At 39.8% G+C, this 14,418-nt stretch carries 15 protein-coding genes; 11 read left to right on the forward strand and 4 right to left on the reverse strand.

From position 1 onward, the window contains the following. Window positions 1–48 precede the first annotated feature (48 nt). The 11 genes from hysB (at window position 49) to ACZ42F_RS11705 (ending at window position 12,661) form a co-directional block, all read left to right on the forward strand. Entirely contained in the window at window positions 49–966 is a 918-nt protein-coding gene (hysB, locus tag ACZ42F_RS11655) for a NiFeSe hydrogenase small subunit (protein ID WP_029968790.1), read from the forward strand. A 56-nt stretch (window positions 967–1,022) separates the two neighbouring features. Further along, on the forward strand, window positions 1,023–2,501 hold the full coding sequence (hysA, locus tag ACZ42F_RS11660; RefSeq protein WP_464280263.1) for a NiFeSe hydrogenase large subunit HysA: 1,479 nt from the start codon (window positions 1,023–1,025) through the stop codon (window positions 2,499–2,501). Between the two features lie 90 nt (window positions 2,502–2,591). Next, window positions 2,592–3,062: a NiFeSe hydrogenase maturation protease gene (hysD, locus tag ACZ42F_RS11665; RefSeq protein WP_464279112.1), complete on the forward strand. Its 471-nt coding sequence runs from the start codon at window positions 2,592–2,594 to the stop codon at window positions 3,060–3,062. A 15-nt stretch (window positions 3,063–3,077) separates the two neighbouring features. Beyond that, a complete protein-coding gene (locus ACZ42F_RS11670; RefSeq protein ID WP_029968796.1) occupies window positions 3,078–3,626 on the forward strand; it encodes a glycine cleavage system transcriptional repressor in 549 nt (182 codons plus the stop codon). A 10-nt stretch (window positions 3,627–3,636) separates the two neighbouring features. Next, entirely contained in the window at window positions 3,637–5,007 is a 1,371-nt protein-coding gene (locus ACZ42F_RS11675; RefSeq protein WP_464279113.1) for a DUF711 family protein, read from the forward strand. Between the two features lie 354 nt (window positions 5,008–5,361). Next, entirely contained in the window at window positions 5,362–6,252 is an 891-nt protein-coding gene (locus ACZ42F_RS11680; RefSeq protein WP_029968800.1) for a GntR family transcriptional regulator, read from the forward strand. Window positions 6,253–6,262: 10 nt separating this feature from the next. Further along, window positions 6,263–8,233: a hydantoinase/oxoprolinase family protein gene (locus ACZ42F_RS11685; protein WP_464279114.1), complete on the forward strand. Its 1,971-nt coding sequence runs from the start codon at window positions 6,263–6,265 to the stop codon at window positions 8,231–8,233. Window positions 8,234–8,241: 8 nt separating this feature from the next. Beyond that, entirely contained in the window at window positions 8,242–9,810 is a 1,569-nt protein-coding gene (locus tag ACZ42F_RS11690) for a hydantoinase B/oxoprolinase family protein (protein ID WP_029968804.1), read from the forward strand. Between the two features lie 27 nt (window positions 9,811–9,837). Continuing rightward, the gene (locus tag ACZ42F_RS11695; protein ID WP_029968814.1) at window positions 9,838–10,815 is read left to right on the forward strand and encodes a TRAP transporter substrate-binding protein; all 978 of its coding nucleotides are present in this window, start codon (window positions 9,838–9,840) and stop codon (window positions 10,813–10,815) included. A 35-nt stretch (window positions 10,816–10,850) separates the two neighbouring features. Then, window positions 10,851–11,336, forward strand: a complete 486-nt coding sequence (locus ACZ42F_RS11700; RefSeq protein ID WP_464279115.1) for a TRAP transporter small permease subunit — start codon at window positions 10,851–10,853, stop codon at window positions 11,334–11,336. Beyond that, complete coding sequence (locus tag ACZ42F_RS11705) at window positions 11,330–12,661, forward strand: TRAP transporter large permease subunit (RefSeq protein ID WP_029968818.1); 1,332 nt, start codon at window positions 11,330–11,332, stop codon at window positions 12,659–12,661. The genes ACZ42F_RS11700 and ACZ42F_RS11705 overlap by 7 nt, the downstream gene beginning before the upstream one ends. 9 nt (window positions 12,662–12,670) lie before the next feature. On the opposite strand, the gene ACZ42F_RS11710 is transcribed toward ACZ42F_RS11705, so the two are convergent. The 4 genes from ACZ42F_RS11710 to ACZ42F_RS11725 all read right to left on the reverse strand — a co-directional run bounded on the left by ACZ42F_RS11710 (window position 12,671) and on the right by ACZ42F_RS11725 (window position 14,043). Next, window positions 12,671–13,096 (reverse strand): cereblon family protein, encoded by a 426-nt coding sequence (locus ACZ42F_RS11710; protein WP_464279116.1) that lies wholly within the window; start codon window positions 13,094–13,096, stop codon window positions 12,671–12,673. A gap of 253 nt (window positions 13,097–13,349) precedes the next feature. After that, window positions 13,350–13,610 (reverse strand): PIN domain-containing protein, encoded by a 261-nt coding sequence (locus tag ACZ42F_RS11715; protein ID WP_464279117.1) that lies wholly within the window; start codon window positions 13,608–13,610, stop codon window positions 13,350–13,352. Next, on the reverse strand, window positions 13,595–13,786 hold the full coding sequence (locus ACZ42F_RS11720; RefSeq protein WP_464279118.1) for a PIN domain-containing protein: 192 nt from the start codon (window positions 13,784–13,786) through the stop codon (window positions 13,595–13,597). The genes ACZ42F_RS11715 and ACZ42F_RS11720 overlap by 16 nt, the downstream gene beginning before the upstream one ends. Beyond that, entirely contained in the window at window positions 13,783–14,043 is a 261-nt protein-coding gene (locus ACZ42F_RS11725; RefSeq protein ID WP_029968824.1) for a type II toxin-antitoxin system Phd/YefM family antitoxin, read from the reverse strand. The genes ACZ42F_RS11720 and ACZ42F_RS11725 overlap by 4 nt, the downstream gene beginning before the upstream one ends. Between the last annotated feature and the right edge of the window lie 375 nt (window positions 14,044–14,418).

Here is a 14,418-nt window from a genome sequence, read left to right on the forward strand (position 1 = left end):
ATTTTAAATGGTTGGGTAGTTGTCAGCCAAAAACCAGAGGAGGAGGGTATGAGTTTAAAAAGACGTGATTTTGTCAAGCTCTGTGCTGGTACAATGGCTGGCCTTGGAATTTCTCAGTTGTTTCATCCTGGTCTGTTAAAGGCCATGGAAGGAGCAGCTAAAAATACTCCAGTAATTTGGATCCAGGGTCAGGGTTGTACAGGATGTTCTGTTTCTTTGCTCAACACTGTTCATCCCAGTATCAAGGAAGTGTTGTTAAAGATTATCAGCCTGGAATATCATCCAACAGTCATGGCTTCTGAGGGCGAGCTTGCTTTGGAGCACATGTTTGAGATTGCTGAGCAGTACAAGGGTAAATTTTTCCTGGCTGTAGAAGGTGCTATCCCCAAGGCTGCCAATGGCATGTACTGTATTGTGGGTGAGATGGAAGGTAAGGAATTGACCATGCTAGAGCTTGTTACCCAGTTGGGTAAAAAAGCTGCAGCAACTGTGGCCCTGGGAGCCTGTGCTTGCTATAATGCAGGTATTCCTGGTGCAGAAGGCAACCTTACTGAGGCCAGCTCGGTAAAGGCTATTTTTGAGGAAGAAGGCATTGCCACTCCTGTGGTCAATGTGCCTGGTTGTCCTCCCCATCCAGATTGGATGGTAGGTACAATTGCGCATGTGCTTCTTTATGGAGTTCCAGAGTTAGACGACAATGGTCGTCCCAAACTCTTTTATGGCCTTAATATTCATGAAAATTGTCCTTATCGTGGTTATTATGAAAGCGGTACCATGTCTCCTGTATTTACTCAAAAACAGGGCTGTAGGTATGAGTTGGGCTGTAAAGGTCCTGTAGCCAATGCAGATTGTTGGAAGAGAAAATGGAATAATGGCGTGAACTGGTGTGTAGAAAATGCAGTATGTATTGGCTGTGTAGAGCCTGGTTTTCCAGATGATATGTCTCCATTTTATGAAGCCATGTAAGGACAGGGAGGTAAATTATGGCAGGATGTAAACCAAAACAAGGGCCAGCAGCAGCTATGGCCCCTGGGAAAAAGATAAAAGTAGCTGTCGATCCTGTAACCAGGATTGAAGGGCACTTAAAGGTAGAGGTAGAGGTTAAGGACGGAAAGGTAGTAGATGCCCATTGTTCTGGCGGCATGTTTCGTGGTTTTGAAAATATTTTAAAGGGAAGAGATCCTAGAGATGCTTCTCAATTAGTACAGAGAATTTGTGGTGTGTGTCCTACTGCCCATGCTACTGCCTCTGTTAGAGCTTTAGATGATGCTTTTAATGTAAAACTGACTACCAATGGACGTATTGTTAGAAACTTAATTTTTGGAGCTAACTATCTTCAATCTCATATTTTACACTTTTATCATTTAGCTGCTTTGGATTATGTAAAGGGTCCAGATGTAGCTCCCTTTATTCCTCGTTATCAGAATCCAGATATTAGAGTAGATGCTAAGACCAATGCTGTGGGAGTAGATCAGTATTTAAAAGCTTTGGAAATTAGACGCATCTGCCATGAAATGGTAGCTCTTTTTGGCGGAAAGATGCCTCACGTTCAGGGTATGGTAGTAGGTGGTACTACAGAAATACCCAGTGCTGATAAGATTGTGGGCTTTTTATGGAGATTTAAGAAAGTTAAAGAATTTATTGAAAATGAATATCTACCTTTGGTTTATGCCCTTGGTAGTGTATATCCAGATCTTTTGGAAACTGGCTCTGGCTGGAAGAACTGTATTTCCTATGGTGTATTCCCCTTAAACGACGAAGAAACTGAATTCTTGCTCAAGCCAGGCGTCTTTACTGATGGTAAGGACTATCCTTTAGATCCTGCAAAGATTAAAGAATATGTTCGCTATTCCTGGTTCCATGATGCTGATACTGGCTTGCATCCAAGTGAGGGTAGAACCAATCCCAAACCTGGCAAAGAAGGTGCTTATTCCTTTGTTAAAGCTCCTCGCTATAATGATAAGCCCCATGAAGCTGGTCCTCTGGCCAGAATGTGGATTACCAACCCAGAACTTAGCCCAGTAGCTCAAAAGGCTGGCTTTAAGAGAATGAGAGACCTGGGCGATAAGGCCTTCTCCATTTTAGGCCGCCACATTGCCAGGGCTGAAGAGGCTTATCGAGTGGCTATGGCTGTGGAAAAGTGGCTGATGGAAGTAAAGCCTGGGGCTGAAACCTATGTAAAGGTAGATGTACCAGAAGAAGGCGAAGGCATGGGCCTTACCGAAGCTCCTCGTGGTAGCTTGCTCCACTACATCAAGATTAAAGATTCTGTTATTGACAATTATCAAGTAGTGGCTGCGACCATCTGGAATGCTTCTCCTCGTGATGACATGGGACAAAGAGGCCCCATTGAGCAGGCTTTAATTGGCGTACCTGTGCCTGATCCCAAAAATCCAGTAAATGTTGGGCGCTTGATTCGCGCCTTTGACCCGTGACTGGGTTGCGCCGTGCACGTTGTGCACGCAGAGACTGGCGAAAAGCATGTGGTAAAAGTAGACTAGCCAGTTGGTGTCTTTTAATTTGACCATTAGCAGAAGGGCCGATATACTCGGCCCTTCTTTATTTTTAAGCCTGAGAAGATAGGTGTTACAATGAAAAAACTTTTGGTTTTGGGAATTGGCAATATTTTACTTAAAGATGAGGGAATTGGCGTTTTTGCTGTGCAGGAGTTGCAAAAGGAAAAGTGGCCTTCAGAGGTGGACTTTTTAGATGGAGGCACCTTTACCCAGGATTTATTCTATCTTTTTGAAAACTATGCCCATATCCTGGTTCTGGATTGTGTCAAAGGTGGACAAGAACCAGGCACCATTTATCGCCTGTGCAAGGAAGATTTGCTTGAAAATAAAGACCAGGCCATATCTTTACACGATATCGACCTTTTGGATTCCTTAAAAATGGTGGAAATGCTGGGTAAAAATCCAGAGTTGACCATCTTGGGCGTGGAGCCCTATAAGCTGGAATGGCACCTGGGGTTAAGTGAAGAAATACAAGCTGTTTTCCCCAAGTTTTTAGAAGTGGTGCGAAAGGAAATAGAGAAGATTTTAAGTGCGTTAAAGGGATAAAGAAGGAGAGCTTAGGTGAAACAAAAGGCAGTACTATCTGTATTGGGCCAGGACAAGCCAGGTATTGTGGCTACAGTAAGTGGCCTTTTAGCTAAATTAAATTGTAATATCGAAGAACTAACTCAAACCATACTGCAAAGTGAATTTGCAGCTATTTTTATTTTTTCTTTTACAGATAAGTGGGAAGAGTTGTGTGAAACAATAAAAAAGGAACTAGAGGCTAAGGATTTAACCGTAAAATTAAAAATTTTAGCTTCTGATTTTTCCTGGACTGAAGAAAAAACAGAGCCTTTTGTAATTACTGCTATTGGAGAAGATAAGGTAGGACAAATTGCAGCCATTAGCAAAATTATAGCCGATTATAATTGCAACATTTTTAATATAAAAGCCAGTTATAAAAGTCCTCTTTATCCAGATAAAATAGTAATGTTTTATGAAGTAGAGGTGCCTGAGAATGTGGATTTATCTGTTTTAAAGAAATCTTTGCAGATTATTGGCGAAGAGTTAAATTTAGAAATCACCATGCAACATAAAAATATTTTTGAAAATATCCACAGGATATAAAGGGGTTTTTATGTTTTCTGAAAAAGAAGTCCTTTCCACCTTTGAAATGGTCAAAAATGAACACTTAGATGTGCGTACCATTACTTTGGGTATATCCATTTTTGATTGCAGCAGCGATAGCTTGCTTTCTTTTCAGGAGAAACTAACCAGAAAAATTGTGGGTTATGCTGCCAGACTGGTACAGGTATGTGATAAAATTGGAGATAAATATGGAGTACCAGTGGTGAATAAGCGTATAGCCATAAGTCCTGTGGCTGTAGCTGGAGCAGGTTTTAAGACCCAAGAGATGGTAAAGATTGCCAAGACCCTGGATAAAATTGCCAGGGAAGTGGATATAGATTTTATTGGTGGATTTTCGGCCTTAATTGAAAAGGGTATGACTCAAGGAGACAAGGCCTTAATTGAGGCTATTCCTGAGGCCTTGAGCAGTACAGAAAGAGTGTGTGCTTCAGTGAATGCTGCTTCTTCTAAGGCTGGCATTAACATGGACGGGGTATATCTTTTGGCCCGGATTATCAAAGAAGCTGCTGAGAAAAGTAAAGATAAAGATGGGCTTGCCTGTGCCAAGATGTGTGTTTTTGCCAATATTCCCCAGGATGTTCCTTTTATGGCTGGAGCTTACCTGGGAATAGGAGAGCCTGAAGCAGTAATCAATGTAGGCGTAAGCGGTCCTGGAGTGGTGAAAAAGGCCATAGACAGGGCTTTAGAAGCCAATCCCCAAGCTGACTTGGGCTTTTTAGCTGAGGTTATTAAAAAGACTGCCTTTAAGGTTACCCGGGTGGGTGAACTTATAGGCAGGGAAGTGGCCAAAGAGTTGGGCGTAAAGTTTGGTATCTTGGATTTGTCTTTGGCTCCCACTCCCAATGTGGGAGATAGTGTAGGGGAAATTTTTCAATCCCTGGGTTTAAAATCCATAGGCATGCCCGGAAGTACAGCCCTTCTGGCCATGTTAAATGACGCAGTAAAAAAAGGCGGTTCCTTTGCCAGCTCTTATGTTGGGGGATTAAGTGGGGCCTTTATTCCTGTGAGTGAAGACTTAAACATCAATCAGGCAGTAACCAGAGGTTATCTTTCTTTAGCCAAGCTGGAGGCCATGACTGCAGTATGCTCTGTGGGGCTGGATATGGTGGCCATTCCTGGAGATACCTCAGTGGAAACCCTGGCCGCCATCATAGCTGACGAACTTGCCATTGGGGTTATCAATCGTAAAACCACTGCCACCAGAATAATCCCTGTGCCAGGTAAAAAGGCTGGAGAAAAGGCCTATTTTGGAGGTTTGCTAGGGGAAGCCACTATTATTGAAGTGCTGGATCAGGGCAGTAAGGACTTTATCCTAAAAGGCGGTTTAATCCCTGCTCCTATTCAGAGCTTGACCAACTAGTTAACCTGACTGCTTTTAAGCTATTTTTGAGAACTATCCTAAAATAGAGGCTGAAATCTTTACTTGAGCTGGGAGTAATTTTTTTTAGAACCTGGTTTAATAAACTTGGAAACTTCCTGTAAGTTGAAAACCTTTTTAAGTTTTTATCTGCTACCATAATCCTCTATTTTTCTCTATCTAAATAATATATTATTTCAACTGGTTAGAACTATATTGTGTGTTTTTTTGTGTTAAAAGAATATTGGATTATTCTTTTTAAATAAAAAATGTATTTTTTAAATAATTTTGTTAGCATTTTTGTAAAAAAGAATATTTGATTGACTTTTTAGCAAAATTTGGTTTAGTCTAATTAAAATGTTGGAAAAAGTTTTTTATAAAACCTATTTGCTCAAATTTTTACTCCTGGACCGCATTTTAAGTGGGGAAGAGTATTTGCTGCTGGCAGAGGAAGTGGCTGCCAATTTTCAGGTAAATTTAAACACGGCCAAAAAGGTCTTACAGGAGCTAAAAGAAGAGGGTTATATTAAAACCAAGAAAAGAGTGGGCAGTAAGGTTTTGCCAGAGATTTATGAAAGGAAGTTTGCCGGGTTTCAGCAGTTAAAAGAAGAAGTGGAAGCTTTGTGGAATAAATACAATTTGCAAGGGTTTTTAGATGAAGAAATTTTAGCCTCTGTTGTGAGTTTGCTTAGAGACAAGAGGAGTGCGCAGGAAAAGGCTATTTTGTTTGTGGATAGAAATAGTGATGAACTCTGGTTGGGCAAGATGGAATTAGAGGAACATCTGGGTAAAAAGGTAAAGGCCCTTTTATTAAAAGACGCTTTAAATTTTTTGAAGCACCAGGATAAAGATAAGAGCTTAATAATTACCACTTATTATTGCCTTCCTCAATTGCAAAAGCAAAATATTGACTCTTTTCCCTTAAAAGTTACTCCCAGAATAGAAGAAATACTGGATTTTAGTTTGTTTTCCAGAGATGCAAGGATAGTTATTATTTGTTTTTCTGAGCAAAGAAAATTAAGGCTTAAATCCAGATATAAAGAATTGGCACAAAGTTATAAGAATTTAACCTTTATTTCCCTAGAAGAAATTTTAGAAAGTAAAAATTGTTTAAAGGCAGACTTAATTTGTTGCCCTAAAGTGATTTTTAATAAGTTTAAGCATGTTTTTATTCATATGCAAAACCTATATCTTTATTCCAGGTTTTATGATCAAGAAGGGTTAAGCCTTTTGAAAAAGATGGTTTAGAGGAGGATAGATGATTATTATTGGTGTGGATACAGGTGGTACCTTTACTGATTTTATTTATAGAGAGGGAAAGGAATGGAAAGTGTATAAAACCCTTTCTACTCCTGCTAACCCTGCTCAAGCTGTTTTAGATGGAATTGAAGTTATTGCCGGTAAAAAGAGGGTAAATATTACCCATGGCTCTACAGTGGCTACCAATGCCCTTTTAGAAAGAAAGGGAGCTACCACTGCTCTTATTACCAATCGTGGATTTGAAGATATTATTGAAATTGGCAGGCAAAATAGAAAGTCCTTATATAACTTGCAATATAAAAAAGAACCTCCTTTGGTAGTAAGAGACAATAGACTGGGTATAAAAGGCAGGATTGATTTTACTGGAAGTATTTTGGAAGAACTGGATGAAGCAGAAGTGGAGGAAGTAATTGAGACTTTACAGCAAACAGATGTGGAGTCTGTGGCAGTTTGTCTTTTATTTTCTTTTAAAAATAATTTGCATGAAAGGATTTTAGGCGAGAAATTAGAAAAATCAGGCTTTTTTTACTCCCTTTCTTCAGAGGTATTGTCTGAATTTAGAGAATACGAGCGCTTATCTACCACTGTAATCAATGCCTATGTGTCTCCCAAGATGTCCAGGTATCTTAGTTTTATTGAAGAAAATCTGGGCGAGTCCAAGCTCAGGATTATGCAATCCAATGGCGGAAGTATCTCTGCTGGAACTGCGCGAAGAGAATCAGTGCGTACCATATTGTCTGGACCTGCAGGTGGGGCTGTAGGGGCCTATGAACTGGGAAGGCTGGCTGGTTTTGAGAGGTTGATTACCTTTGACATGGGAGGGACTTCCACTGATGTCTGTTTGATTGATGGTAAATTGCCCTTGACCATGGAAGCTGAAATAACAGGCCTTCCTTTAAAGACACCCATGATTGATATTCATACGGTAGGAGCAGGTGGTGGCTCTATTGCCCACTTAGATGTGGGTGGTTCTTTGCGCGTTGGACCAGAGAGTGCTGGAGCAGACCCTGGCCCCATTTGTTATGGCAAGGGAGAAAGGATTACCGTGACAGATGCCAATTTGTTTTTGGGCAGGCTCATTCCAGAGAAGTTTTTAGGCGGCAATATGACTCTGGCCAGGAAGCGCCTGACACCTTTTTTTGAAGCTATGGCCAAAGAGTGTGGCTTAACTCCTGTAGAACTGGCAGAAGGTATTTTAAGCGTGGCCAATGCCAATATGGAAAGAGCTATTCGGGTTATTTCTGTGGAAAGGGGTTACAATCCTTCAGAGTTTACTCTCTTTTCCTTTGGTGGTGGCGGAGGAATGCACGCAGTTTTTCTGGCTAAACTCTTGAATATTCCCAGGGTGCTGGTTCCCAAGCATCCAGGCATTTTATCTGCTGTAGGCATGCTGTTAGCTGATGTGCTTAAGGACTATTCTCAAACCATTATGTTTTGCCAGGAAAGTTTTGCCTTAAAGGATTTTGAACCCTATTTTCAGGAACTGGAAGAAAGGGCTGTTATTGATCTTTTAGAAGAGGGAATAGCTAGAGAAGACATCTTTTTGGAGCGTTATGTGGACATGCGCTATAAGGGACAATCCTATGAAATAATGGTACCTTTTAAAGAAGGATTTGTAGAGGAATTTCATAGATTACATGAAAAAAACTATGGTTATGCCAGCCCAGATAAACTTATAGAAGTGGTGAATGTAAGGTTAAGGGGCAGGGGAAAGTTGCCCAAACCAGAGTTTAAGCAAAAGGAAAAGGTAGGAACCTCTGTGGATGCCAGGGCCATTTATGCTAAACAGGAAGTAATTTTTAACGGCCTGCCTGTATCTACTTATGTCTATGAGCGAGATAAATTGTTACCTGGCAATAAGTTGTTGGGACCAGCAATTATTGTAGAATACTCTTCTACTATTGTCGTCCCTCCAGATTGTGAAGTAGAAGTGGATGAATATGAAAATTTGCTAATTTTGGTTAAATGAGGTGTAAGATGCAGCTAAATCCCATATTGTTAGAGGTTTTTAAAAATAGATTTGTTTCTATTGCAGAAGAAATGGGGGTTACTTTAAATAGAACCGCCTTTAGCCCCAATATAAAGGAGCGTAGAGACTTTTCCTGTGCTATCTTCAATGCCCAGGGCGAAATGATAGCCCAAGCTGCTCATATTCCGGTGCATTTGGGCTCCATGCCTCTTAGTGTAAAAAGTGCTATGGAGAGTGAGCAATTTGCTGAAGGAGACATGGTTATTTTAAATGATCCCTTTAAGGGTGGTACGCACTTACCTGATATTACCATTCTGGCTCCTGTTTTTTTAACCCCAGAAAGCAAAGTTCCTGACTTTTATGTGGCCAACAGGGCTCACCATGCTGATGTGGGGGGGATGTCCTCTGGCTCCATGCCCCTTTCCACCTCTATTTATCAGGAAGGAGTTATTATTCCACCTCTAAAGATTGTGGAAGGAGGAAAGGTAGATCAAAAACTGCTTAAGTTTATTTTAAATAATGTCAGGACTCCTATAGAGAGGGAAGGAGATTTTTCAGCTCAAATTATGGCCAATTTGATTGGAGTGAAGAGAATCAAAGAAGTTGTAGCTAAATATGGAATAGAAGTGGTTAAAAAATATTGTAATGGACTTTTAGATTATTCAGAGAAGATTTTACGAGATATAATTAAAAACATTGATGATGGTGAATATGTTTTTGAAGATTATCTGGATGATGATGGTATAGATAGAGAAGATATAAAAATAAAGGTAAAATTAAAAATAAAGGGTGATGAAGCCATAGTTGATTTTAGTGAAAGTGATAAACAGGTAAAGGGAAGTGTAAATGCTGTTTATTCCATAACCTTGTCTGCGGTTTTATATGTTTTTAGGTCTCTTATTGAAGATGACATCCCTACCAATGCTGGATTGCTTAGGCCTTTAAAGGTCCTTACGCAAAAGGGAAGTGTGGTAGATGCCATTTTTCCATCTGCAGTGGCAGGAGGAAATGTGGAAACCTCCCAGAGGATAGTAGATGTGCTTCTGGGCGCCTTAGCTAAGGTCTTGCCTGAAAAGATTCCTGCAGCCAGCCAGGGCACCATGAACAATGTGTCCATTGGAGGCATAGATGAGCGTACAGGCCTGCCCTTTGCCTATTATGAAACCATAGGTGGCGGTATGGGAGCTTCCAGCAGACAATATGGAGAAAGTGCAGTTCATTCTCACATGACCAATACCTTAAATACGCCCATAGAAGCCCTGGAATTTAGCTATCCCTTTTTGGTGACAGAGTATTCTATTCGTAAAAATTCTGGGGGAGAGGGTAAGTTTAAGGGCGGAGATGGAATTGTGCGGGAGATAAAGTTGCTTTCTAGGGCAGAAGTGAGTGTGCTTTCTGAAAGGAGGAAAAGAGGTCCTTATGGACTTGCCGGCGGAGAGCCAGGTAAACCTGGCCAGAATATGGTTATAAGAGAGGGAAAAGCAGAAAAAATGCCAGCTAAGTTTAATTGTATTTTAGAAAAAGGCTGTATCCTTCGCATTGAGACTCCGGGTGGTGGAGGATATGGAAAATTATAATTAATAATTAAAAAAGAGGAGGAGAGGATGAAGATGCACAGAATTGTGGGTATTTTGGCTTTGGTTATGGTCTTTAGCTTGAGTGCCTGGGCTGAAGTGATGAAGCTGGATTGTAATGCCATTTATGGGCCAACCAGTTTTCACACTCAAGGGGCTATGGAATTTGCCAGGTTAGTAGAAAAGTATTCTGAAGGCAGCGTGCTTATCACGGTACATCCAGGGGGCAGCCTGGGCTTTAAGGGGCCAGAATTACTTAAGGCAGTAAAAGACGGTCAGGTGCCTTTAAGTGATATTTTAATGGGAGTGGTTGCAGGCAGTGAGAGTGTTTTTGGAGTTAGCTCTTTGCCTCGTCTGGTAAAAAATTATGTGGAAGCTAGAAGTCTCTATGAAGAACTGAAACCCTATTATGAAAAGGCAGCTTTAAAGTGGAATCAAAAGTTTTTATATGCAGCCCCCTGGCCACCCAGTGGATTGGTAACCAAAAACAGGATTAATTCAGTGGAAGACTTTAAAGGCCTTAAAACCAGGACCTATGATAAAAATGGCGCTCAATTTTTAAGAGAATTGGGAGCTAGCCCTGTGTCCATGCCCTGGGGAGAGGTCTATTCTTCTCTCAGGACCGGGGTAATTGATTCTGTGCTTACCAGTGCTGAGTCCAGCAAAAATGGTAGTTTCTGGGAAGTGTTAAATTACTTTATGGATATTAACTATGCCTTTCCTTTAAATATGCTGACCATGAACCTGGACTACTGGAAGGCCTTAACCCCTAAACAACAGGAGGCTATTTTAAAGGCAGCTAAAGAAATGGAAGAAAAGCAATGGCAAAATTCTCAACAAAGAACAGAAGAAGCTTTAAAAATAATTCAAGCTAAAGGAATGCAAGTATATACTGCCAGTCCAGAAGTGGAAGCAGCCATGCAAAAGGCTGCCAGCAAGATTGTAGAAGATTTTCTAAAGGAAATGCCAGGTAAGGTAAAAGAAATTATAACAAAATACGCTAAATAAAACCAGGGGGAGGATTTCCCCCTCTTTTTTAAATTATGAAGAAAATTTTAAATATTATAGAAAAGATAAGTAAAGCAGGTAGTTATTTGGCTTGTTTGTTTATGCTTTTGATTGTAGGTTTAATTTCTTTAGAAATTTTTCTTAGAACCTTTTTTAAAAAATCCACCTTAATAGCTGATGAATATAGTGCTTACTTTATGGTGGCCTGTGTATTTTTAGGTCTTGCCTATACGTTGGGACAGGAAAAACACATAAAAATTACTCTTATCACTTCGAGAATAAAAAATAAATTTTATAAATTGTGCCTGGATTTGTTTTCCTTACTTATTGCTTTTTTAGTCAGTGTTTTTTCTCTTTATTATTCTTATCTTATGGTTAAAGAAACCTATCTTTTAGATATGCGAGCTGATTCTATTGCTGAAACCAGTCTCTGGATTCCAGAGCTTAGTGTGCCTATAGGATTTTTATTGTTAAGTCTTCAGATGTTAACCTTGATAATAAGGAGGATTAGAAAATTATAAGCGATCCCTTAATTCTTTCCCTGGTAATGTTTGGAATAATGTTTTTATTCCTTTTATCCGGGTTGTGGATAGGTTTTTCCTTACTTACTACAGGTATTTGTGGCCTTTTGCTTTATAAATTAAATCTTCCTCCCACTATTTCTATCTGGAGTAAAATAGGAAATCTTTTAGCCAACTCCGTATGGAATAGCATGAATTCCTGGTCACTTACAGCTTTGCCCCTTTTTATCCTTATGGGAGAGATTTTGTATCGGACGGCCATTTCTACCAAGTTGTTAAACGGGCTTTTACCCTGGTTTTCTAAAATTCCAGGTAAATTATTACATATAAATGTGGTGGCCTGTTCTTTGTTTGCAGCAGTTTCAGGCTCTAGCGCAGCAACTACAGCCACTGTGGGACAGATTACCTTGGATGAGCTTTCTAAAAGAGGGTATGACCGGGACCTGGCCTTAGGGTCTCTGGCTGGAGCTGGGACTCTGGGCTTTTTAATTCCTCCCAGTTTGATTATGATTATTTATGGAGTGCTTTCTGATACTTCCATTGGCAAACTTTTTATGGCTGGAGTAATTCCTGGGCTTATTCTGGCTGGTCTTTACTCCTTTTATATTATTTTTAGGGCCTTATTAAATCCAGACATTGTGCCTGCTCAGGATAGTGAAAGTTATTCCTGGGCTCAAAAGATAAAGAGTATCAAGGAATTGTTTCCTGTGCTGGCTTTAATTTTGGTCGTGCTTGGGGGGATTTATCTAGGCTTTACTACCCCAACAGAGGCTGCTGCCATTGGCGTGGTGGGTGCTTATGTCCTGGCCTTTGCCTTTAAAAATATGAGTTTAAAAATTTTCTGGGAAACCCTGACCAATTCAGTAATGACTACCTGCATGATTGCTTTTATTATTTGTGGGGCTGCCTTTTTATCCCAGGTAGTGGGTTTTACGGGCATAGCCAGGGCCCTTAGTGAGTATATTGTGGGACTTAAGCTTTCGCCTTATGTTTTGATTCTGGTTGTGGGGCTTATGTATCTGTTTTTGGGGATGCTTTTGGATGGTATATCCATTGTGGTGATGACCTTGCCCATTGTTTTGCCCATTATTGTAGCTGCTGGTTTTAAACCCCTGTGGTTTGGTATCTTTTTGGTGATTATGGTGGAGTTGTCTCAAATTACTCCTCCAGTTGGCTTTAGCCTTTTTGTGATTCAGGGAATAGCCAAAGAAGACATAAGCAGAATTTTGCGAGCTACTTTTCCTTTCTTTTGTATTATGCTTTTAATGGTAGTAGTTTTGGTCTTGTTTCCAGAGATTGTTTTTTATTTGCCCTCAAAGATGTAGAGTATAAAACTATTTTTCCAGGAGTCTACCGAGAATAAGGCCGTAAAAGATGTCTTCCTGATAGGAATAAATCCAGCCCAGGTGAGAGGTGCAGTGTTTGCATAGGCAAACTTGCCAGAAATAGGGGTAAAACCAGGAAAACTCCTGGGTAAAAGGCCCAACTCCCTGGCAACCAGGGGCCTTGGCAAAGCAACCGATTTCAAAGACCAGGCCCTGGGGATTGAAAAAGTGGTGCAAGTGCTTGCCCTGTACTTCTATTTTATCCTGAGCAGAGCAAATATAAGCCAGGCACCTGGCACAAAAGATTCCCTTTTGAGGTTGGGGCTTTTCTTCTAAACTCTCTTCTTGCTCAACCAGCCACTTGGTTTCTCTTTGAGTCTTACACCACCATTTAGGAGGAAAAGGTTTGAACCAGTTTTTTGAGCTTTTTAACATAAGCCTTTTTTAGTTGGGACAAATAATTGGGGTCAATAGGTTTTTTATAAGTTTGGGTGGTTTTTATATGCTTGACTGGATTCTATAAGGACAAAGGGTAAAGATATATTATCTTATGTGTCCATTTTTAGAAAGGATAGAGGAGTAAGGCGAAGTAAATTTATTTATTTTTTGGCTATTTACTGATTGTTGCCTAAAGACCCAGGACCTGTTCTAGGGAGTGAAGCGGGATAGGGGGTAGTTGCCCTGTTTGTTAACCTTTCTTTGTTTTAATGTCCCATGGGTTTAGTAAAACCACACCACTTTCTTCCATATCAGAGATGTTTCGTGTAACTACAACCATATTAAAAACCAGTGCTGTAGCTGCAATAAGCTCATCAATCGCTGGCATTGATTTGCCCCGAAGTTCAGCCCTGCCCTGAATTTGCCCCCAGGCCATAGCAACCTGTTCATTTATGGGTAAAATTCTACCATTAAAGCGTTCTCTAAGATCGTCTACTAACCAGAGATGCAATTCCTTTTTTCTTTTTCATTTTTTAACTTTTCAATTCCTTTAGCTATTTCTCCTAAAGTAAGAACACTAATGTAAAGTTGACTTTCTTTTTGCTTTTTTAACCAGTTTAAAACCTTAACATTTGGTTTAGGCTTGATAACCTCTCCAAGTACACAAGTATCAATAAGATATTTCATAGGGTTATATCTCGTGGTTTATCTTTTTGACGTAAAGAGGAAAAATCTATTTTAGCTTTAGACAAAGGTGAATTTTGTAAAAAATCAATTAAATTATTCTCAGGGTGAACCATTTTTTTGTAATCTTCAAAGGACAAAATAACAACAGCCTCTTTCCCATGTTTAGTAACGACTTGAGGACCAAATTTTCTTGCTTTTTCTACTAGTTGGCTAAACTTATTTTTTGCTTCTTGTAGTTGCCAAGTTTGATTACCCATAAAAACCCCCTTTTCATCTAGTCTGTCTAGATTGTAAGGCGAATAAAAAAAAAGTCAATTAGATTTGTTTTTATTCAGGCTAGCTTCAAAGTTTATCTATCGTTATGGAGTCAACCTGAATAGAAGGAATAGGGACCAGGTGAAGAATTTTATTAAGACTTTCTGTTTTTTATGAGATAGAAAAGGTGATAAGCGGATACTGATGGACTATGTAATTTATTAATAATGAGTTAAAATGGGTAAAATTTAGATTTAAGCCATTTTTTTAAAAACTTGTCAAAGAGATTAAAATTTTCTATTTTTTGCCTAATTTTCTCAGGCAGGAGGGATGGGTTAAAGGGGATCAAATTATGAAGAGGATATTATTTAGGTATA

The sequence above is a fragment of the Desulfonauticus autotrophicus genome (genome assembly GCF_055381725.1).